This window comes from Pseudoalteromonas shioyasakiensis, from assembly GCF_019134595.1.
GTDB lineage: Bacteria > Pseudomonadota > Gammaproteobacteria > Enterobacterales > Alteromonadaceae > Pseudoalteromonas > Pseudoalteromonas shioyasakiensis_A.
This window is the reverse complement of sequence record NZ_CP077771.1, coordinates 347070-368589: the sequence shown is the minus strand read 5'-3', so window position 1 is coordinate 368589 and position 21520 is coordinate 347070. Positions and strand designations below refer to the sequence as shown.

The following is a 21520-nucleotide window of genomic DNA, read 5'->3' as shown; positions in this document are numbered from 1 at the left end:
TCGGGCTTTTGCTTGTTGTTATCAACTTTTGCCAATTATTAAATTCAATCTAACAGCTTGTATCTTAAATTAAAATATTCAATTTTATTAAAGTTATTACTTTAAATCGTGGTCTTTATTCATATATTATTCAGTTTTACGCACTTCTTCATTATCTTGTATTAGAAAGGAAAGCCTTTTGGCTAAATAGCAATGATGCAAACTTTGTCTCAAAAACCATGGCTCCTAGCCAGTATTCTTCTGTGTTGTATTGGTTTAACTGCTTGTAAAAGCACTCCAGAGCCAAGCGCTGAAACCACTTTAACAGTGGCCGAAAAAAATGCCATTAAGGCCAAGAATGAGGCTCTGCGTGCACGAGGGTTTTATGAAAGCCAACTTGGTAATATCAACTACGCCTCTGCTAGGCAATGCAGTAACTTTAATTTGCAAAGCCATCGCGGCTCAATTCGTTATGCAGAAAACTCACTTAACGCGGTAATTGATGCCATAGACAACAACTTTGACGTTGTTGAGATTGATGTACGAATTACCCGTGACGATGTATGGGTTGTGCATCATGATGCCCGTACAGGTCGCGAAACCGGCACTGTAGATAATAAGCGCCGCAAAATTGAGTCGATGAGCTATAAAAAAGAGTGGGGCTATTTACGTCATCGTAATCAAGATACCGGGTTACTTACCGATGATATGCCACCTTCATTTAGAGAACTTGCTGCCACATTTACGCGCTATCGTAAGCCTCATCAAAAACTGAATATTGAAATAAAATCAAAGGCCTCAGTTAACGATTTAAAAATGCTGGATTACTTAGCATATGAGTTTGTTGGCGGTGGTAACTACTTTTTCAGCAGTTTAGAAATGCGCAACCTGACCCGTATGCGCGATATTAACCCAGATATTTACTTGGCATTTATTCAGTCACCAGCAAAAGCCTCAATGAATAAGTTAGCAAGTGACCTAAAACGCGGCGCTGGTAGCGACCCAATTTACGAGCGCAACAAAGAAGAGCTTGAGAGCTTACAAGCTCTTGGTAATCGCTACCATCGTGAAAAACGTTACGACAGCCCAGTTAAGCTCGATAAATTAGCAAAACAGCTAAAACGTAACTTTGGATATGTGCTTGATATTCGTCATTACAAGCAAAGTGCAGCACGCTTAAAGCCGGTTGCTAAAGCGCGCGGTATTATGATTGCCACTTATTCTATTAACGGCCACGACTATCATGAGCGCAGCCTATTAGCGCAGTCGCGTTCTCTTCGCCCTGATTCTGTGATTATGGACGATACGGTTTATGGCTTTTGTTCTGTGTTTGAATTACCAAAAATGCAGCCGTATTTTAGCGATCAAGCAGACGCTAAGTTGATTGCCAGCATGCCTGCAGATCTTGATTTAGAACGCCTTGATGAGCTGCATGCTTATAAAGGGAATCAGCTTTACCCAGCTGTGGGCGGCACCCTTAAATCAACTCAAGAAAAAACTTATATTCCAAAAGTAACATCGACTCCTTCAGCACCTAATTTAGAAATTGGGACTCGCCAAGCCGATGAAGATTTTAGCCTAGAAACAGATCCTGCTGTTGAACTAGAACTGCGAAAAAAACAATAAGAATAAAATTATGACTGATTTAATAAAGCCGTTTTGGTGGCGCTGTTTGCTACTTGTTTTAGCTACTTTATATTTATTACCCGAGGCAATTTTTAATGCCCAGTTAGTCTCTTTAGTCGGTTTAGGTACCCCTTCGGCAGAAGATCTTGAACACCTTGAAATTTATGGCCGAGCTGTATCTGGGGTGGGGGTGGCACTGCTGTTAGCTGACTTTCTACCTAAAGCCATGGTAGCCAAAGTAGGCCGTGGCATTATCTCGTTTATCGCTTTATTGTGCTTAGTTTGGCCGGTGGTGTTTTTTGGCCAAAAGTATGCCATTGAAAAAACTTTAATTGAGCCTTCAACCGCAGAGCAGCGCCAGTTTGCTACCTACAGTGCAGCACTTAGAGATGCACTGGCGATTAACTCAATTAAAGTGAATGATCTTGATTACAACCCTGAGCAATTACATAGCTCAGAAAACCTGACCTTTTTGGCGCTGTTTGGTGGTTTACTGTATAGCGATGCCGCCCTTTCAGACAACCTAGAGCAAGATAAGCGAAAGATTATTGCTGCGTTTGTACAGAAAAAAGCGTATCAAGATTTTGATAAACATTATAAAAACTACAGCCAGTTATATGATGAGCTGGTGGTTAAATACAAAGCTTATGCTGATGGCAGTAAAAAGTACAACAGCACTTTGGCAAGTATCGGTGAGCGCGAGCAAGGTTATTGGCAGCAAGTTGAACAAGAGATCAATAGTGGCTGGAGCAAATACCAACAAGCGCAAAAAGCCCATATTGCAAAAGCGTCAGCGCGCGCACAAAAGTATGGCCCGAAGATTTATGATTACCACCACAGCATTGCCAAATGCCGTGAGCGTTATGACAAAAGCAGTGAAAAAGACCGTCGCAATCGTTGTTATGAACGCGAAGCAGCAGACTACCGAAGCACTATTTTAAAAGCGGGTATTGGCTACATTGAGCCTGATTACTGGCTTATTGAAGAAGATGTTTCGGTTGCTGAAAATGCTGCTGGCACGATTTTGATGGGGGTGCTCACTGGTGGTGTTTATACCGCACTACAAGCTGCTAGTTTAGCAACCGGTGGCGATGGCGGCTTTAAAGATAAGCGCTACAAATACACCGATGACCCTGATCACTATCAGCTGCGTTTTTTACAACATCCAAACTTTCATAAGATGTTTGTAAGTGAAACGAGCTACCCATTTACAATTGAAAACTTAATGGCGTTTCGTGCTCACGAAACAACTCAAAAGAAGCTTAGAACCCATTTTGCCAGCAAAGGGTTACAGCTTGAAAGCAACTGGAATGTGAATCAACGCCAAGCATTTGCTAATGCTGTAGACAATAAGGTAACCAGCGAAGCTAATGCACAATGGCAAAGCGAAATGCGCAAACGCGGCATGAGTTTAAAGCCAAACTTAAGCTGGGTTGCGTTTCAGCTACACCCACAAATTCAAGCAAAAATTGCCGACAGAATGGGTGATTTATACGTAAAAAACATTCGCGCCGATTGGAATAAAAAGAACTTTAAAGACAGAGTGCTTGATCCAAACATTGCAAAACGCACCGACAAATACCTAGCCATGCTCAATAGCTCAGAAGGTAAATTTGCTGATGGTGGCGAGTATGCGGAGTACGGTAAGCAAGCATTGCGTTCGGTGATTATTCCGCCTATTTCGATGTCGTTGTCACTGTTTTTGATTTGCTTAACCTTTAGCAAGCTGCCGTTAAAACTATGGCAATTGGTTAAACCAAAGCAAGAAAAGCAACCAACCACTGCTGTATCTGTTTTGCAAAAGCTGATTATGCCAGCGCTGATTTTGATTGCGCCCGTGCTCTTTATTCATAACACCTTCACCGAAGACGACCAAAGCCCTGTTAACTACTTTTTAGACAAGGTCGATGAGTCGAGCAATCCGGTGTTTAGTTATGCGATTCGTTGGACTTTGCATGCACAGCCTCTGCTGCATCCTCTTGGTTTAAAGTTTGAAGAAAAGCTGCATATTTACGAGAACTTTAGCCCGCTGAGCCATGCTTTAGCTAAGTTTGATATTTTGCGCCATGGCGATGCCAGTTTAAGTGATGTGCAGCAACAGCGTAGACAATATCTGGTTGAGCAAAAAACTAAACTTACCATTACGACAAACCCGGCAAACGCCACTATTCGCATTATGAATATTGGCCCTAAATATCGCGCTGGCATGACATTAAAAACTGGCGCTTATGATATTCAAGTGTCGGCGCCTGGGTATAAAACGTATCGACGTTGGCACCAAGTAGATGCTGGCGAACAAACATTAACCATTGATTTAAGCAATTAATTAAGCAAGGAATGAAAATGCAACATTGCCAAAATACGGTGTATGCCACCGATCTTCACTGTTGTGATTGTGGAGAAGCTCTTGAGCAAAAAAGACAAATGCACACGGTTGAAGAACTCAGCCCTGACTTGCTGGTTGATGTAAAAAACTATGCGCCACAAGCGAGTACGATCACAGGCGTTGTGAAATCAATGTATTACTATAAGCGCCGCTATAAAACCAATAACGACAACATGCTATATGGTTATTGGTGGTTAGAAGTTGAAGACAAAGACGGCATTATTCATGAATTTAGTGTTGATGCAGAAAAAGATGTGATTGCGAACCTACAAAAGGGTAATGTGATCACCGCATTTCAAGAAACACCGTTAACGCTTAATTATCGCATTGCTGATGGCAATGCTAGGCGGGTAGTTAAAAATGACCGCTTTATGCCAGTTGTGATTGTGCATTTTGCCGACCAACAATATCGCAGCTGGGACAAAACCATTAGCCGAAACTACACTGGCGGAACCATACTGTGGCTGGTGCTAAGTGTTATTACATTCTTAATCATGTTGTTTGCTGCAAAGCTTGAGTTTTTGCCTGCGCTACTTGCTTCATTGCCTGTGGCAATAGGGGTATTTATGGCAGAGCACAACTACCATAAAAAAGCTAAAGCCAAACAAGAAGCAAAGTATGATGCGATTTTAGCAGCAACAGATGTGATGCTATCGACCACCCTAAATCAATTGGGTTATAACATGCTGGCAAGAACGCCGAGTAAGTCAGATGTTATTTGTATCTCTTGCCAGCAGCGTATTAGCCAAGATGCTGCGCATTGTTATTGCTGTGGCGCTAAGCAACACGTTGAAGCGATTGCTGAAAAAGAACAATCACTTGCAAAAGATGATGAGCAAGCCATTAGCATTCAAAAAGCGTTAGAGCCTAGTAAAACAAAACCAACCAGTATTGCCCAGCTTGAGCATGCCATTATGGATGAGTATAGCCTTGCGTATGAAAACGCTTATGAGCATAAAAATGTTTGGGCACGTAACGAAAAAGGCACCATTAGTCATTGTGCAGTGCTTGGTAAAGTATTAGAAAAAGAGCAAAGCGCACATGCTAATGAAAGCCGCCAAACAGTGACCACTACAGAAACCACAACTACCTATCGAGGTGGCACGTATGTAGGTAGTGACGTTAAAGAGCGCGTTGAGGTTTATCGTAATCGTAGCACCACCTTAAAAGGTGAAATCATGCTCGAAACCGCATCAGGTGAACCGTTTATTTTTAAAGCGGGTGAAGATTTACTGGGCTCTGTTGATATTGGTGATTGGGTGTATTACGCCTACAGCAGTGTAGACACAAAGCGTTACTCTGATTATTACCGTGAGTATGCGGTTAATGTGAGTAAAGACATTAAGTACAACAATTCTTCAGTCAGAAACTTTGGTATGGTGCATGGATTTAACCGCATGGTATTGCTTGGTCTTACGTCAGTTGGGCTAGCGTGGTACTTTGATGCCCAAGATTTTTACCCATTAGTTAATACACTTGTGCCAGAAGCTGGGATTGATTTACTCAATAATTACCCGCAAGTGGTTGAGCATTTAGATGGGCTTCCGGTTGCTGTGTTTATTGTGTTAAGTGTGGTTACAGGCGTTTGGGGCTTTATTTATAGCCAAATAAACGGCTCACGTTTAAAACGTAGTGTGAAAAAGCTAGAAAGCATGATCACAAAATTTTCAAAACAGTTTGGTAAAGTTTCTGAGCAAATTAACAAATTGAACTAAAAAGGGTTTCGCATGCGTATTTGGCAATTAGTATTAGCGGGTTTATTAGCGTTCAGCTCACTAGTAAAAGCAGAGCAAGAGCAATCTGTGGTACTTATTTCGATAGATGGGTTTCGTTGGGATTACATTGAAAAACACCATGCAAAACATTTAAAAGCAATCAGTGAGCAGGGCGTGAGAGCAAGCAAAATGCGCCCTGTTTATCCGACTAAAACCTTCCCGAATCATTTGTCGATTATTACCGGGTTATTGCCTGTTAATCATGGCATTGTCGAGAACCGCTTTTGTGATACTGAGCGTAACGACTGCTACAAAATGGGTAAAGGGAAAGACGATAGCACTTGGGTGAATGGTATTCCGCTTTGGAACCTTGCACAAATGCAAGGCTTAAAAGCCGCTACCTATTTTTGGCCTGAATCAGATGCGCGCTTTAACGGCATGTTGCCTGATTACTTTTATCATTATTCAAAACACAGTGATTACCAAAAGCGTGTTGATCAAATTATTCAGTGGTTGAGCCTACCAAAAGCACAGCGCCCGCGCTTAGTGATAAGTTATTTTTCGTTGGTTGATAGCATGGGGCATGAGTTTGGCCCTGATGCCAAAGAAACTTATGACGCAGTGCAAAAGCTCGATAGTTTAATGGCTGATTTATCGAACCGTTTAAAAGCGCTTGATCAAAACATTAACTTAGTGATTGTGTCTGATCACGGTATGGCCTCTGTAGATCCAAGCCTTAGCATTAAAATTGATAGCCTGCCACAAGACGAAAACTTCATCGTGCAAAACACCGGGCCTCGGGTTTTATATTATGCAAAACCAGATAGCAAAGCAGACATCAGCGGATTCAGTAAAAAGCTCGCTAAAGCCGCTGATGGTCGTTATATCGTGCTAAGCGAGCAGCAAAAGCGTGATTATCACTATGATAAAGGCCCACGCGTTGGCGATATTATTTTACAAACCGACGCGCCTCGGGTGTTTACCGACAGTAAAATGGCCGGCTATTTAGGCACTCATGGTTACGCTTATAGCGAAGATATGGCCGCAACCTTTATCGCCACTGGCCCCGCCTTTAAACAAGGCCTACGTTTAGACGAAGTAAGTAATTTAGATGTGTACCCACTGATAGCCAAAATTCTAGGCCTTGAGATTTTAAGCCCAATCGATAGCGACGGCGCAAGTTTATGGCCCGCGATTGAGGAGTAGGTGTGAATTAGCTAGGGGAAAGTTGCAAGGGGAAAGTTGCTTGGGGAAAGGGGAAAGGGGAAAGGGGAAAGGGGAAAGGAGCTAGGCACTAGGTTCTAGGCGCTAGGACGCGATGTAAAATCGCTGCTACGAGTTTGATTTCAATTGTAGGAGGTACTTTAGTGCCGAATAGAATCAAACATAAATGAGAGTGGTCAGCCTTCAGCTTTCAGACGCGCGAAACAAGTTTCACGCCTACGAATTAAGACATTCGGTTCTAGGAGCTGGGCGCTAGGTACTAGGCCTTAGGACGCGATGTAAAATGGCTGCTTCAGACTCGAAACTCGTTCCTCGTCACTTACTCAAACCATTCCCGGCTAAAGCCAGTCCTACGGGGAAACAATTGGTGCTAGGATTTAGCTTCTAGGACGCGATGTAAAATCGCTACTACAGACTCGCACCTCGCATCTCGCACCTCGTTACTTTACCCTCGTATCTCGTACCTCGTATCTCGAAACTCGCTAACTTTCCCCTTTCCCCTTGAAGCTAGCAACTCGTAGCTCGTAACTACAACTTCGTTACCCACCCGTATTCACCATGGCTTTGAAACTTGTAGCTTTGCTTACCGGCGTCAAATTGGCCTTGTAGGGTGTTTTCTGTGAGGGTCATCACGGCTTGATGGCCTGCTTTAGCATGATCATTGACCTTGCCAAATACACTTCTATCGCCATTGCTGGCTTCGATGATGTTACTAATTTCTACGGTGTAACTAAGGTATTCGTCGATCACTAAAATAAAGTGATCGCCAGGTTGCAGGGTTTTAAGGGTGTCTAAATCAAATTCGCTGAATGCGGTGTTTGCTAATTGGTCAGGCAAACGGCCTTGTTTGTATAGGTAATCGTGCGCATGATTAGATAGCTGATTAAGCGGCGCAGTTAAGTTCACAATGGGCTGTGGGGCTATTTGGTCGGCTTCTGCTTTGTAAGAGGCAACAAACTGCTGTGTGCTTGGTTTTGTTTTAAAACCATCACTTTGAATATGCCACTCATTCAGTGCAAATGCTGTAAGTGGCAGAATGAAGATTAATGCAAGCGTCCTGTTCACATGTTTCTCTTACGGGTTTTTATGTTAACTCATTGTTAGTTTTTACCTCAAGTTAACAACTCGGTCAATAGTTAATCACTAAGCAGTGCTTTTTATTATCGTGTCGATAAAATTAATTTGTTTTACTCGGCTCTGAATGCTGAGCATAATCCGCGTTTTTTTGTCACCGAAACTCCAAGACTAGAGGTACCGACCATGCGCGGGTGGATCATTTATAAAGATAGCCAAGGCTTGTTAAAGCAAGAAACCTATGAAGTAGAACGTTTACTTGCTGCTGCCAAAGAAGAGGGCATAGATTTACAAGTTTACTCGCCAGATCAATTTGATCTAACTATTACTCGTGAAGACGGTAAAAGTATCTTGATTGATGGTCAATCTGTTGAACTACCAGACTTTGTTATTCCTCGCATGGGTGCAAGTACAACCTATTTTGCGCTGGCGATTATCCGCCACCTTGAGCGCTTAGGCGTTTACTGTGTCAATAGCTCGCAATCAATCGAAACAGTAAAAGACAAACTGTTTGCACAGCAAATTCTTGCTGAATGTAATTTACCAACGCCGAATACCATGTTGGTTAAGTTTCCGGTGAATATTGATTTGGTTGAAATGCAAATTGGCTTTCCTGTGGTTATTAAAACGTTATCGGGCTCGCAGGGCAGTGGCGTGTTCTTATCAAAATCAAAAGAAGAGTTTGATGACTTAATGCAGCTGATTGAAGCGGCAAACCCGCTAGCAAACATCATTTTACAGCAGTTTGTTAAGTCGAGTCATGGTCGTGATTTGCGAGTACTTACAATCGGTGGCCGTGCTGTTGCGTGTATGGAACGTAACTCACAGGGTAAAAACTTTAAAGCTAATGTCAGTGCTGGCGGTACAGGTAAGTCATTTCCTATCACGCCAGAAATCGAATGGCTTGCAACCCAAACTGCGAACGTACTCAACCTTGATGTGGCGGGCATTGACTTATTGTTTGATGAGCAGCACTTTAAAATTTGCGAAGCAAACTCAAGCCCAGGCTTTGAAGGCTTAGAAGGGGCGTTGGGTATTGATGTAGCCAAAGAGATTTTGCACTTCATTCGCATTCGTTTAGGCATTTTTGATAAGCCAAAAGTTGTCGAAGAGCCTTGTTTAGAGGCCGTTTAAACTTTCAAAAGGCGTATTTATAACACGCCTTTTTTGTTTCATCTGTATAGTAAATAAATCTTAAAATACTACAAAAGTGTACAGTGCTATCTGGCAAATCATAGGATATGGTAGATTTTTAATTGCCATGGAGTGTGTGTACATGAGTCAGCTCATCAGTCGAGCAACCGCGGGGTTAGTGGCCGTTATTATTGGCTTTACCAGTTCAATCGCGCTTATTTATCAGGTTGTTATGGTGTTAGGTGGCACACCTGATTTGGTTGCCAGTTGGGTGTTAATGCTTGGTCTTGCGATGGGTGTCAGTTCGATTGCGTTGTCTTATTACTACAAAGTACCCATTCTTATCGCGTGGTCAACAACCGGAGCGGCACTCCTTATTTCAAGTGCCCAAGGGTATAGCTTGAACCAAGCTGTTGGCGCGTTTATGTTTTCGGCGGCGCTGGTGTTTTTGTCTGGTATTACCGGCGTGTTCGAAAAAATGATGAACAAAATTCCAAGCCAATTGGCCTGTGCCATGCTTGCAGGCGTGCTGGTGAATTTTGGTATTGATGTGTTCAACTTTATGAATGAGCTGCCTTTAGTGATTGGGTTAATGGTGGCTGTTTATTTATGTGGCAAGCGTTATTTTCCACGCTTTGCTATGCTCGCAGTGGTTGTGGCGGGATTTTTAATGGCAGGTGTAACAGGGCAAATTGATACTTCTAGCTGGCAGTGGAAAATGAGCGAGTTTGCTTATATTGCGCCTGAGTTTGACTTGAACGCTATGATAAGTGTTGGTTTGCCGCTGTTTATTGTGACCATGACGTCACAAAACTTACCGGGTATTGCTGTTTTAAAGGCGCACCAATACAAAGCCCCTGTATCGGCAGCGCTAAATGTAACCGGACTATTAAATGTATTTATTGCACCATTTGGTGGCTATGCCATTAACCTAGCGGCTATAACGGCTGCCATTTGTATGAGCCCTGAGGCAGATAAAGACCCAAGTAAACGTTATTGGGCAAGCATTGCTGGTGGTGTTTTTTACATTATTATGGCGCTCCTTGCGGCAACCTTGGTCGGTTTGGTAGCAAGCTTGCCACAGGCATTGATTTTGGCGTTGGCAGGTATTGCGCTATTTGCCACTATTGCGAGTAGTTTACAGCAAGCATTAACTGAGGCGTATTATACCGAAGCCGCTATCGTGACCTTTTTAGTCACAGCTTCAAACCTAACTTTATTCTCGGTCGGTTCTGCGTTTTGGGGGATTGTTGCTGGCACGGTGACCTTGGTTATGACACGTAAAGATTAATGTCAGGTTTCTATATTAAAAAATGCCCTAGTTACTGTATATAATAACTAGGGCCTTTTGTTATTTAAGAAATGGTTTTATTACTTCAAACATCGCATTGACATGGTCATCGCGGGTATTCAATGCAGGAATGTAGCGGTACTTTTCACCGCCTGCGTGTTCAAAAATTTCACGATTTTCGCCTTCGAGTTCTTCTAACGTTTCTAAACAGTCGGCACTAAATGCAGGGCTTAGAATTGCAACGTCTTTGATACCTTCAGCAGGATAGCTTTCAAGGGTTGCGTCTGTGTATGGCTTCAACCATTCAGCTTTACCAAAACGGCTTTGGAAAGTTGTTACCGCAAAGTCTTTCTCAAAGCCAAGTTTCTCTGCCACTAAACGGGTGGTTTGCATACAAAAACAATAGTAAGGGTCGCCGTTTTCTAAAAACAGTTTAGGTGTACCATGGTATGAAAACACCAACTTTTGCGGCGTGCCATGGGCATTTAGATCTTCGCTAATGCTAGCAGCTAGGGCATCAATGTAAGTCGGATTGTCGTGATAACCATTAATAAAGTGCAGCTCTGGCACCCAGCGCCACTTACGAAGAACATTCGATACAGCATCAAACGTCGAACCAATCGTGGTGCTTGAATATTGCGGGTACATTGGCAGCACAATCACGCGAGTGATGCCTTTTTCGCGCAGCTCTTCAAGGCCAGCTTCAATTGAAGGATTACCGTAACGCATGGCCATAACCACTTCAGTGTCGTGGTGTCCTTTGTCCTTTAAAAGGGCTGCCAGTTTTTTGCTTTGCTCGCGGGTAATATGTGTGAGCGGTGAGCCGTTTTCAGTCCAGATGCTTTTATAAAGTGCCGCTGAGCGTTTTGGGCGTAACGTAAGTACAAAGCAATAAAGGATGATCATCCAAATAAAACGTGGGATCTCGACAATTCGAGGGTCTGATAAAAACTCGCGTAAATAAGTTCTAAGTGCCGCGGTAGTAGGGGCGTCTGGGCTCCCTAAGTTAGTCAGTAAAATGCCCGTTTTTTTGTTGAATCGGCCGTCATGAGGCTTATCGGTAATGGCGGAAAATCGCGACACTGAGTGCTCCTATATGAAGTAATCGTAATATAAATCACATTGTAACGAAGTAAGCTGACTATGTGATCACTTTATTCGCTAATTTTTGATCATGATCCTGAAAGGATTCGGTTTTCTTGCTTCAAGCTGCTGCAGTTTTGCAATCGATTTTGTGCCAAATACATGTCCTTTAGGTAATAACAAGATACCGTCGTAGCTTCTTAATGCATGCCCAAGTACCATGCCGTTTTTAAGATCTTGAGCCGAGATAATTTTCATGGTGCCGACTTTTTGATCGCTAGCACACTTAATTTCTATGTTGTTAAGGGATTCTAAAATTTTAGGGTGATAATAGGTTCCGCTATATAGCTGTAGTTGATCACGTGCTCTTTCGAAATCACTTTCGTCTGTGCTTTTGAATTGTTCAACCGCTAGCCAAAAATCTCTCGCTACCGCTAATATCATAGCTTTTATTGGAATTTCTTTTCCTTTTAAGCCTTTAGGTTGGCCTGTCCCATTGTAATGTTCGAATTGGTAATAAATAGCCTCAGACACATCATGTAAATGGGTCGCTGGCATGAGCATCAATTGAGCGGTACTTGGGTGTGTGTAAAAAAGCTTTTTTTGGTTTTCGGTTAGTTCTCTTGTTGGCTTTTTATAAAGCTCAGGCTCCATGGCGAGTAAGCCAATTTGTGCAAGATAACCTGTTATTTCTGCTCTTTCAATTCGGTGTTTTTCTAAGCCAAGGCTTTGAGCTAGTTGCTTACAAGTTGTGGCGATATTTTGCGCTTGGTTACCATCTAGGTAGGGGTTAGCGTTTATGAAGTTATATAAAATTTCGAAGGTAGTACGGTGCTCGTGTTTTTCACGCTCATTGACTTCTTCGAGCTGTTTGAGCACTTTTCGAATTTGTAGAGTGCGCTTTTCTACCATTTGCTCAAGGTTGTTGTTTAGCTCTTTTAACTGGCTGTTTTGCGCTTTTATTTTTTGCTCTAACTGCTTGTTTTGGCGCTTTAATGAGGTTTTTTCTATACCATCGCTAACATTGCGAAGCAGTAACTCGTTCTGCCAAGGCTTTTGAATATAGGCATGAATTTTACCTTTATTAACTGCGGCAATGGTGTTGTCGATATCTGAATAACCAGTTAGCAAAATCCGGTGTGGTTCTGGGTCAATATTAAGTGCTTGCGCAAAGAAGTCGGCTCCATCCATATTTGGCATTCGCATGTCGCAAATGATCACATCGAAGCTGTAAGTAGCCAAAATCTTTAGCCCTTCAAGTGGATCTGAGCAGGCTTTTGCAGTGATGTTGCTCGCAGCTAATAAGCGTAACAATGTGCGCAGCACGATTTCGTCATCATCGATGCATAAAACCTGAATATGTTGTTTGCTAACTTGTTCTGCCATACCGTTTTACTATGAGTCATCGTTAATCAATAACATAGCCTTAAATCAAGCCTTGTGCTAGGTTTTAAAAGAGACAAACAGAGTTTGAGACGAATATGGATGACTTTAAGCAAGCCTATTTGTTAGAAAAAGCGGCCAGAGAAGAAGCTGAACAATTGCTCGCAGACAAAAGCCGTATTCTAGTGGCATTAAACAGTGAGCTTGAGCAAAAAATTGCTGACTTAGAGCATCACCAAACTATGTTCATTCAAGCCGAAAAAATGGCCACTTTGGGCACTCTTTGCGCTGGGGTTGCCCATGAAATAAATAACCCACTTGCCTATAGCATTAGTAATGTTGATTGTTTAAAAAATTACTGTAATTACTTTAGCGAGCTACTTGCAGTATGTGATGAATTTGCCTGTAGTGATACCGATAAGGCTGCGTTTTGTAAGCAGTTAACAGAGCTTAATAAAGTACATTCGTTTCGCTTTGTGGCAGATGATTTACCTGAACTAATAAGCGACACCTCACAAGGGCTACAAAGGATCAGCAAAATTGTGGCTAATTTACTGGATTTTTCGCGGCCTAAAGGTCACGACAAGCAATTTGCCGATATGACGGAGGCGGTAAAAAGTGCTGTTAAACTATTAGCAAATCAATTACGTGATTGTAATTTACAAACCCAATACAGCCCTATTTCACAAAGTTGGTGTAACTTACCCGCAATAAGCCAAGTAATCGTTAATGTTTTGATTAATGCCAAGCAAGCGTGTAATAGCTTAGGCGCAAAAGCTGAAATATCTGTCGCAGTGTATGAGCTTGAACAGCATATTTATATCGATGTAGAAGACAATGGCGCCGGTATGTCAGAAGAAACCATTGCGAAAATATATGATCCCTTTTACACCACAAAACCTGTTGGTGAAGGCACTGGAATGGGTATGACCATGGTGTATGCCATAGTGCATGAACACCAAGGGTGTATTGATATTCAAAGTACAGAAGGAATGGGCACACGTATCAGTTGTGTGTTTCCGGTACAAAGTCAGGTAAGGAAAACTGTAACTAGCTGACAATATTTCAGTTGTTGCAAAAATTTGTGAATTCGCTAGGGTAGGAATACACCCTGACCAAAACAACATGTAAAGGCTCAATATGCTTAACCAACAAAGTTCGGATGTATTTAAAAATTACCTCGCTAGTCAAAGCGAAACTAATCAAGTTAGTTTAGATCAAGTGATTGGCTATATGTCTGGTTTGTTAGCCTGCTCAGAGTTTTTTGGTGAGTCAGAGTTAGCAAATTATATAGCCGATAATGATGAAGCGGTATTCAACACTTTAATGACAGATTCTGAGCCGCGCGATGCAATGATTGAGCTGCTCGATAACGTAACCGAAGCTCAAGTTGAACAAAAGAAAATCTTAGCCGAATTATACCCAAATGAAGTTAACAGTAATGAACCAAGCCAAGCACTACAAGACTTTTGTAGTGGTTATATTGCAGCGTATATTGTTAACCAAGATATTTGGCACAGTGACTTACAATTTTTACTCAAGGCTGATTCGCAGCAAGAAAACGAAAGCGAAGATGGCCAGTTGTTTATTGATAATTTTGAAGCAACCCTCGATTTACTTACCACCTTTGCTATGTGGGATCAGGCGCTGGCAAATCATCCTGAACCAGAAAAACTAGGCGAAGGGTTTGTCACCTTCTTTAATGCGCTAGACGAGAGCTTATCTGAAATTGCCACCATGGCGTTAATGCTTGAAGATGAAAAGCTGGCAATGCTTGAGCAAGATCAGTAAACATTTCCCTTCTCAGTAGAGATAAGCTGATAGTTGCATTATTTTGCTTATTTCTACTGAAAAACGAATAATTCCAACCTTAAAAATTCCATTAATACTACAAATGGAAATATTTATACCTAAGTCGTACCTGATTTTTCTTTCATTTTGTGGATTTGTTGATAGGATGTTTTGCAAGAGTTAACTCGCAGGCTTGAGTTAGCTTTCAAAATCGTGATTTCTAAAATCAACAACACGTGCTTAGTGCTTTTCTTAATTTCTCCAAAAGGGGCGTCTTTTTGTTTTAAGGAAAGCCGGAATATCAACAGGATACACATGACAACACATTCTTTAAGTATGCTGGCCGTTGCGGTTAGTGTGGCTGTTTCTGCGACTTCAGTGCAGGCAGCAGAGCAAGCATCTGCTGTAACAGCAGATAAAAACATCGAACAAATCTCTGTATTAGGCTCGCGGGTTGCCAATCGTACGGCTACCGAATCAACATCGCCGGTTGATTTGATTGATGCTGACGACTTAAACAAAGGTGGTTTCACTGAACTGGGCCAAAGTCTGCAAGCGACGGCTCCTTCTTTTAACTTTTCTCGTACGCAAGTGTCAGATGGCTCTGACTTATTTAGACCTGCGACTCTTCGTGGTTTACAGCCAGACCAAACATTAGTGCTTATTAATGGTAAACGCCGTCATAACCAATCTATTTTTGGCTTGAATGGTACTGTAGGTGCCGGTGCAGCAGGTACCGATATGAACGCGATTCCGCTTACTGCGTTAAAAGGCGTTGAAGTACTTCGTGATGGTGCTGCTGCGCAGTATGGCTCAGATGCGATTGCCGGTGTTATCAACTTATCGTTAAACGATTCAACCGGTGTCACAACGGGGTATGTGCAAGCAGGTAGCACGGGTGAAGGTGATGGTGACACTATTTCAATGGGGTTAAACCGTGGCTTTGATTTAGGTGATGAAGGCGGCTTCATTAACTTTTCTTTAGAATACCGTGATGCTGATGGCACCAACCGCGCAGAGCGTGATACTGGTGGCTCAGTTGATGTACCTGCAGGCACACTCTCTGACGAAGTTCGTTGGGGACAGGGGAATGCTGATAGCGAATTTACCTCTGTATTTTATAACATGGCGTTACCTATAGGTGAGACCGAGCTTTACTCATTTGGTGGATACTCAAACCGTACTGCGCTAGGTAATGGTTTTTACCGTAACTTTGACCAAGCAGCGAAGAACGTGGTGCAAGTATATGGCGATGGCTTTTTACCTCGTATCGATAACGAAGCCGAAGATATTTCGTTTTCACTTGGTTTGCGCGGAGAGTTAAATCCAGATTGGAGCTATGACGTATCTGCCGTATATGGTGAAAATAGCTATGACTTCACGTCAAAAAACACGCTAAATGCGTCGTATGCTGCTGAATATGTAGCGAATAACCCTGATGCAAGCGATGCTGATATTGCTGCCAATGCAGGCCCTAATGGCGGCTACTCAGGTGGCTTTAGATTTGATCAAACAACTGTGAATGCAGACCTTAATGGTATTGTTGATATTGGTCGTAGCGAGCCTTTATATGTATCTGTGGGTGCTGAATACCGTAAAGAAAATTATGAAATCGTGCCGGGCGAAGAAGCCTCTTATGCATGTGGTTTAGCTAATTCAGATAGCTCATACCCTGCGGTAAACGACAGCAGCGTATTCGCTGAGTGTGGTTTCCAAGCTTATAACGGTTTACGCCCTGAAGCGTCAAACAAAGAGAGCCGTCACAGCTATGCATTTTATGTGAATGCCGAAACGCTGATCACGGACGCTTGGCAAGTAAGTACAGCGCTTCGTTATGAAGACTTCTCTGATGCTGGTGATGACATCATTGGTAAGCTCGCAACGCGCTATGAAATTACCGATGACTTTGCTGTGCGTGGTGCGATTTCATCTGGCTTTAGAGCACCATCGCTGCAACAAAGTGCGTACACTGCTTACACCACAAACTTAGGTGCTGGTGGCGTGTTATTGCAATCATTCACAGCAACAGCGGGCTCTGATTTTCCGTCAGCACTTGGCGTCGATAGCCTTGGCCTTGAAAGCTCAGAAAACTTAAGTGCAGGTTTTGTTTATAACGTAACGAGCGATTTATCGCTAACCGTTGATTTTTACCATGTTGCTATTAAAGACAGAATTACCCTTGGCAGCTTAATGTCGGCGGACGATGTTTCGTTTAGTGCCGAGGCCGTGGCCGCGCTTAATGCAACAGGGGCACAGCAAGCCAACTACTTCTCAAACTCAGTTGATTCAACCACTAAAGGGGTTGATATTATTGCTTCGTACCGCACCGATTTGTACGACGGTAATTTCTCAGTAACCTTTGCGGGTAACATTAACGAAACTGAAATTGATGATGTAAATGCACCTGAGGGTATTCCTGAATCAATCGCCCTTGATGATTTACAACGTAGTTTCTTAACAGACGGTCAACCAGGTGAGCGTGCTACGCTAACGTTTGAATACGATCGTGGCGATTTCAACAGCATGCTACGCTTTAACTACTATGGTGAAACAGACGTTAAATACTTTGGTAATGACCACATTGGTTTACCTGATGAGCTATCACCTACCGGTGAGTTTAAAGACACAAGCACGGTAGAATCAGCGGTATTAGTGGATGTTAACGTGGGCTATCAGCTAACTGACGAACTCATGCTATCAGCGGGTATTGATAATATCTTTGATGTAACGCCAGACGAGCTAGGCGAAGATGAAGTGCTTGATTTTATTACGAATAAAGCATTCAAATACCCTGTTCGAGCACTACCTTATGGTTTTGATGGTATGACCTACTATGCAAAATTAAGTTTTAGTTTTTAATTCCTAAGTTGATATGAAACTTAAATAGCGCCTGACGGCGCTATTTTTTTGTTTAATTGTAGTATGCGACACTTGTCACTATAATAAATGACAAGTGTCGAATTCGACGAGGTGTAAAATGAATGCTGTAGAAACTGATTATTTAGGTGTTGTTACTGATGGTAGGGTAACAATTCATTCTAATACGATTGATGAGATTAATGTTGCAACACAAGGTGTAACTGTCAGTGCAATTAAATTACTCGCTAAAGAGCTGAATTGGGATGCCAACATTTTAGCAACCTCCATTGGCACAACGACCCGTACACTTGAGCGCTACAGTAAAGACCGAAAACGTTTAAGTGCTAAACTGAGCGAAAATGCGTTAGAGATTGCACGTATTTCGTCACAAGGCATTGCTTATTTTGGTGATGTTAAACGCTGGAACGAATGGCTAGGCACCCCTAATATTCAATTTGCTAATCAAGAACCAAAGTCGGTGATCCACACTATTCGAGGTCGTGAGCTTATTAAGCGCGTGATACTAGGGCTTGAGTACGGGTTTACCGCTTAATGATTTGCTATCGAATAGCACCCAAAATACATAATGATCTGGCAAACGCGTTATCTGGGCAGGGTGGTTTGTATGCACAGGGGCGATGGCATTTTGTTGGTAAACCTATTGTGTATACGGCAAGCTCACGCTCTTTAGCAATGCTTGAGCGATTAGTGAATGACACAACGGATATTTTAAGTACAAACCTGAGTATCACAACGATTCAAATCCCTGATGATCTTAAGATTATTAGGCTAGTATCTAGCGAACTTCCAAAAGCATGGGATGACCACCCCTACATTACACAGACGCAGGCGTTAGGTTCTGATTGGCTAGCATCGATGGATGCAGCCGTTCTTCAAGTTCCTTCAAGCTTATGCCCCGATGAATACAATTATTTAATTAACCCATTGCACACAGACATAAGCAAAATAAAATGCATTGATAGCAAAGACTTTTTCTATCCAAATCGATTGGCTGTAAAGCTTTGAATTAGTTAGCGAGGGGAAAGGGGAAAGTTTGCGAGTTTCGAGGTACGAGATGCGAGGAGAAAGCCCGTAGGACTGGCTTTAGCCGGGAATGATCTTAATTTAGCGAGACACGAGATGCGATATACGAGTTTGTAGCAGCGATTTTACATCGCGTTTCTCTCGAACCTCACCAACGTCGCGGCATAAAGCCGCTGCTACGTAGGCGTTATGCATGCGCGCGAAACAAGTTTCACGCCTACGTCTAATCGTTTTACATTTGATTGGTGTTTAAGAGTTCATGGCTAAAGCCATTCCTACGAACGACATCAAATTTGTAGCAGCGATTTTATATCGCGTTTACTCTCGCACCTCGTATCTCGTATTAGGATATCCACCTGTATTTAAACCCTCCAAAATCTGTCTAGTAGAATGCTTCCAAATAACAAAATCCAACCTGCAACTATAATTGAGAAATAGATAGTTGAATTAATTATTGGTTCCAAAGAGAAGTGTGGTGAAAATAATTTTTTTAGCGGTTTAAAGAATAACTTTGGATTCAAACTGCATGTTAAAAGCAAAAGTGAAATTGCTAAGCAACTAATAAACTCTATCCAGTCTAGACTTTGTGATTTAAGAAAATATATACCGAGAGTTAAATTAAAAATCGCTGCCAACCCGAACAAAATGGTTAACAGCTTTTCCTTTTTATTAAGCGTTTCCATGCTGTAATACTCCTTATTACATTATCTAATACTTTTATATTTCGGTAAGTTACGAGAAACGAGATACGAGTTTGTAGCAGCGATTTTACATCGCGTTTATTCTCGAACCTCGAACCTCGAACCTCGAACCTCGAACCTAGAGCCTAGAGCCTAGAGCCTAGAGCCTAGAGCCTAGAGCCTCGCCCCTCGTTACTTTTAACTCGCTCGCATATCTCGCGCATTTGTTGTTTTATTTCGGGTTCTTTTTCTTCGAATATCTTATTGATTCGTTCGATATAGGCATGGTTTTCTTCGAATGGCACGCCGATTTCGTAGACATCGGCAGCTTCTCGTAGCATTTCTTTATCAAACTCACTGAAAATATCGACCATTTCTTGGGCTTTTTCTCGTTCAATACCAAGTGCTTCAAATGATGAACGGCCCATGCGCATGGTGCTGTCGTAGGTTTCGCGAATAATATCTCGACAGCCGTAAGCCCATAAATCGTATACGTGATGGCGGTCTACAGCGCGGGCAACCACATGTAAATGCGGGTAATTTTGCATCGCATAACGAACTAATTTAGTTATTTGTTCGGCATCATCAAGCGCAACAACCAGCAGTTTTGCATCTTCAATGCCTGCAGCACTGAGTAAGTCTGGTCGAGTGGCATCACCAAAAAAGTTACGAATACCAACACGCTCAAGGGCTTCGAGTTGCTTGTAGTTGTAGTCAATCACGGTGGTTTTATAGCCGCCAGCTTGTAAAATACGGTCAACCAGCCCTCCCATTCTGCCAGAGCCTGCAATGACTACATGGCTATCATCAGGGAACTCTTCTGTTTCTTTTCCTGCTTGCTCACAAATAAAGCGCGGTGCTATCACACGTTGATAGAGAATAAATAACCCTGGCGAAAGCAGCATGGATAAGGTCACAACCAGTAATAGTTGGTCGGCAACGGCTGCGGCTAAAACATTATTAGACACACTGTAAGCAAGTAGTACAAAACCAAACTCACCAGCTTGTGCAAGCCCTAGTGCTAGCAACCAAAGTGCGGCGCCTCTAAGGCCAAAAATACGTCCTAAAATTAATAGCACAACTGCTTTAGTTACAATCAGTGCGCCGGTTAGTATCACGATGGTGGCTAGGTTATCTGCGAGTAATTGAAAATTGATACTTGCGCCAACGGTGATAAAGAATAATCCAAGTAATAGCCCTTTAAAGGGATCGATATTACTTTCGAGCTCATGTTTGTATGGTGAATTTGCAAGCACAACACCCGCTAAAAAGGTGCCAAGCGCAGGGGATAAGCCAACTAACGACATCATTAAAGCGATACCAATAACAAAAAATAAAGCAGTTGCGGTGAAGAGCTCACGAAGCCGTGCTTGTGCAACAAATCTAAAAATCGGTGCGGTTAAGTAGTTACCACCAAAAACGACGAGCGCTATCATACCCAAAGTAACTAGCGCTGCTTGCCAGCTCTCAAGGTTTGCTACCAAACTTAAACTACCATGACCGTCTTCGCTTGCATTGGCTGTATCTGCAATGGCGGGCGCTAATTCAGGTAAAGCAAGCAAAGGAATAAACGCAAGCATAGGAATAACGGCTATATCTTGGGTGAGTAGTACGCTAAATGAGGCTTGGCCACCATCTGATTTTAATAGCCCGCGCTCTGAAAGCGTTTGCAGTACAATCGCGGTCGAAGAAAGCGATAAAATTAAGCCTATTGTAAGTGCTGTTTGCCAAGCATGACCAAATGCTAAACCAATACCAGTAAAAGCGGCAGCTGATAAAACCACCTGTCCGCCACCAAGGCCAAGAAGTTGTTTTCGCATTGACCAAAGCGCTTTGGGTTCAAGCTCTAAGCCAACAATAAACAGCATCATTACCACACCAAACTCAGCAAAATGCTGGATGGCAATTACATCAACATTTAAAAATGTCAGTGTTGGCCCAATAACAATACCTGCGAGTAAGTAGCCAAGCACTGAACCAAGCCCAAACTTGCTGGCAATAGGCACGGCAATAATGCCTGCAATGAGGAATATATAGGCGATTAAGAGAAAGTCAGTCATCGTAATCCTGTTTGTTTTTAATTAACTATGGTTGTTTTCGCTAGTTTTGCCAGCAGTTAGGTAGTGAATGCAATCAAAATACGAATTTAGTCAGGAAAATGACAACAAGGCATGGTGTTTAGTAAAAGTACTTAAGACAAAATAAGGGGAAAAAATCATCTTTTTTTTCTTAAAAATCGCTTGCGTAGCGC

General features: G+C 42.4%; 15 protein-coding genes. 11 read left to right on the top strand and 4 right to left on the bottom strand.

Annotation, left to right across the window (positions count from 1 at the left end; all coding sequences use genetic code 11):
• Window positions 1-192 precede the first annotated feature (192 nt).
• Genes KQP93_RS19110 through KQP93_RS19095 form a run of 4 tightly spaced genes read left to right on the top strand, consistent with a single transcriptional unit; the run spans window position 193 to window position 6912 of the window.
• Window positions 193-1605, top strand: coding sequence for a glycerophosphodiester phosphodiesterase (locus tag KQP93_RS19110; RefSeq protein ID WP_254907780.1), 1413 nt, complete (start codon window positions 193-195; stop codon window positions 1603-1605).
• Between the two features lie 10 nt (window positions 1606-1615).
• Entirely contained in the window at window positions 1616-3931 is a 2316-nt protein-coding gene (locus KQP93_RS19105; RefSeq protein WP_217877398.1) for a PEGA domain-containing protein, read from the top strand.
• Between the two features lie 17 nt (window positions 3932-3948).
• A complete protein-coding gene (locus KQP93_RS19100; protein WP_217877397.1) occupies window positions 3949-5706 on the top strand; it encodes a hypothetical protein in 1758 nt (585 codons plus the stop codon).
• A 12-nt stretch (window positions 5707-5718) separates the two neighbouring features.
• Window positions 5719-6912, top strand: a complete 1194-nt coding sequence (locus tag KQP93_RS19095) for an alkaline phosphatase family protein (protein ID WP_217877396.1) — start codon at window positions 5719-5721, stop codon at window positions 6910-6912.
• Between the two features lie 546 nt (window positions 6913-7458).
• Here KQP93_RS19095 and KQP93_RS19090 read toward each other — a convergent pair.
• On the bottom strand, window positions 7459-7995 hold the full coding sequence (locus tag KQP93_RS19090) for a hypothetical protein (RefSeq protein ID WP_130167432.1): 537 nt from the start codon (window positions 7993-7995) through the stop codon (window positions 7459-7461).
• Window positions 7996-8190: 195 nt separating this feature from the next.
• On the opposite strand from KQP93_RS19090, the gene KQP93_RS19085 reads away from it, so the two are divergent.
• Window positions 8191-9138: an ATP-grasp domain-containing protein gene (locus KQP93_RS19085; RefSeq protein ID WP_217877395.1), complete on the top strand. Its 948-nt coding sequence runs from the start codon at window positions 8191-8193 to the stop codon at window positions 9136-9138.
• A 142-nt stretch (window positions 9139-9280) separates the two neighbouring features.
• Complete coding sequence (locus KQP93_RS19080; protein WP_175083103.1) at window positions 9281-10429, top strand: benzoate/H(+) symporter BenE family transporter; 1149 nt, start codon at window positions 9281-9283, stop codon at window positions 10427-10429.
• Window positions 10430-10489: 60 nt separating this feature from the next.
• Here the strand turns inward: KQP93_RS19080 and hemH are convergent, their stop codons facing one another.
• Both hemH and KQP93_RS19070 read right to left on the bottom strand, forming a co-directional pair.
• Window positions 10490-11512 (bottom strand): ferrochelatase, encoded by a 1023-nt coding sequence (hemH, locus tag KQP93_RS19075; RefSeq protein WP_217877394.1) that lies wholly within the window; start codon window positions 11510-11512, stop codon window positions 10490-10492.
• 78 nt (window positions 11513-11590) lie between these two features.
• Window positions 11591-12898: an HD domain-containing phosphohydrolase gene (locus tag KQP93_RS19070; RefSeq protein WP_217877393.1), complete on the bottom strand. Its 1308-nt coding sequence runs from the start codon at window positions 12896-12898 to the stop codon at window positions 11591-11593.
• A gap of 95 nt (window positions 12899-12993) precedes the next feature.
• Here KQP93_RS19070 and KQP93_RS19065 point away from each other — a divergent pair, with 95 nt between their 5' ends.
• From KQP93_RS19065 to KQP93_RS19045, 5 genes are all read left to right on the top strand, one after another.
• Complete coding sequence (locus KQP93_RS19065; RefSeq protein WP_217877392.1) at window positions 12994-13953, top strand: sensor histidine kinase; 960 nt, start codon at window positions 12994-12996, stop codon at window positions 13951-13953.
• An 82-nt stretch (window positions 13954-14035) separates the two neighbouring features.
• Complete coding sequence (locus KQP93_RS19060; protein WP_054563239.1) at window positions 14036-14686, top strand: UPF0149 family protein; 651 nt, start codon at window positions 14036-14038, stop codon at window positions 14684-14686.
• Window positions 14687-15001: 315 nt separating this feature from the next.
• On the top strand, window positions 15002-17545 hold the full coding sequence (locus KQP93_RS19055) for a TonB-dependent receptor plug domain-containing protein (RefSeq protein WP_217877391.1): 2544 nt from the start codon (window positions 15002-15004) through the stop codon (window positions 17543-17545).
• 118 nt (window positions 17546-17663) lie between these two features.
• Window positions 17664-18098, top strand: a complete 435-nt coding sequence (parS, locus tag KQP93_RS19050) for a type II RES/Xre toxin-antitoxin system antitoxin (RefSeq protein WP_217877390.1) — start codon at window positions 17664-17666, stop codon at window positions 18096-18098.
• Window positions 18098-18571: an RES family NAD+ phosphorylase gene (locus tag KQP93_RS19045; RefSeq protein ID WP_217877389.1), complete on the top strand. Its 474-nt coding sequence runs from the start codon at window positions 18098-18100 to the stop codon at window positions 18569-18571. Before parS ends, KQP93_RS19045 begins: the two co-directional genes overlap by 1 nt.
• An 865-nt stretch (window positions 18572-19436) precedes the next feature.
• Here the strand turns inward: KQP93_RS19045 and KQP93_RS19040 are convergent.
• Entirely contained in the window at window positions 19437-21329 is a 1893-nt protein-coding gene (locus KQP93_RS19040; protein ID WP_217877388.1) for a monovalent cation:proton antiporter-2 (CPA2) family protein, read from the bottom strand.
• Window positions 21330-21520 lie beyond the last annotated feature (191 nt).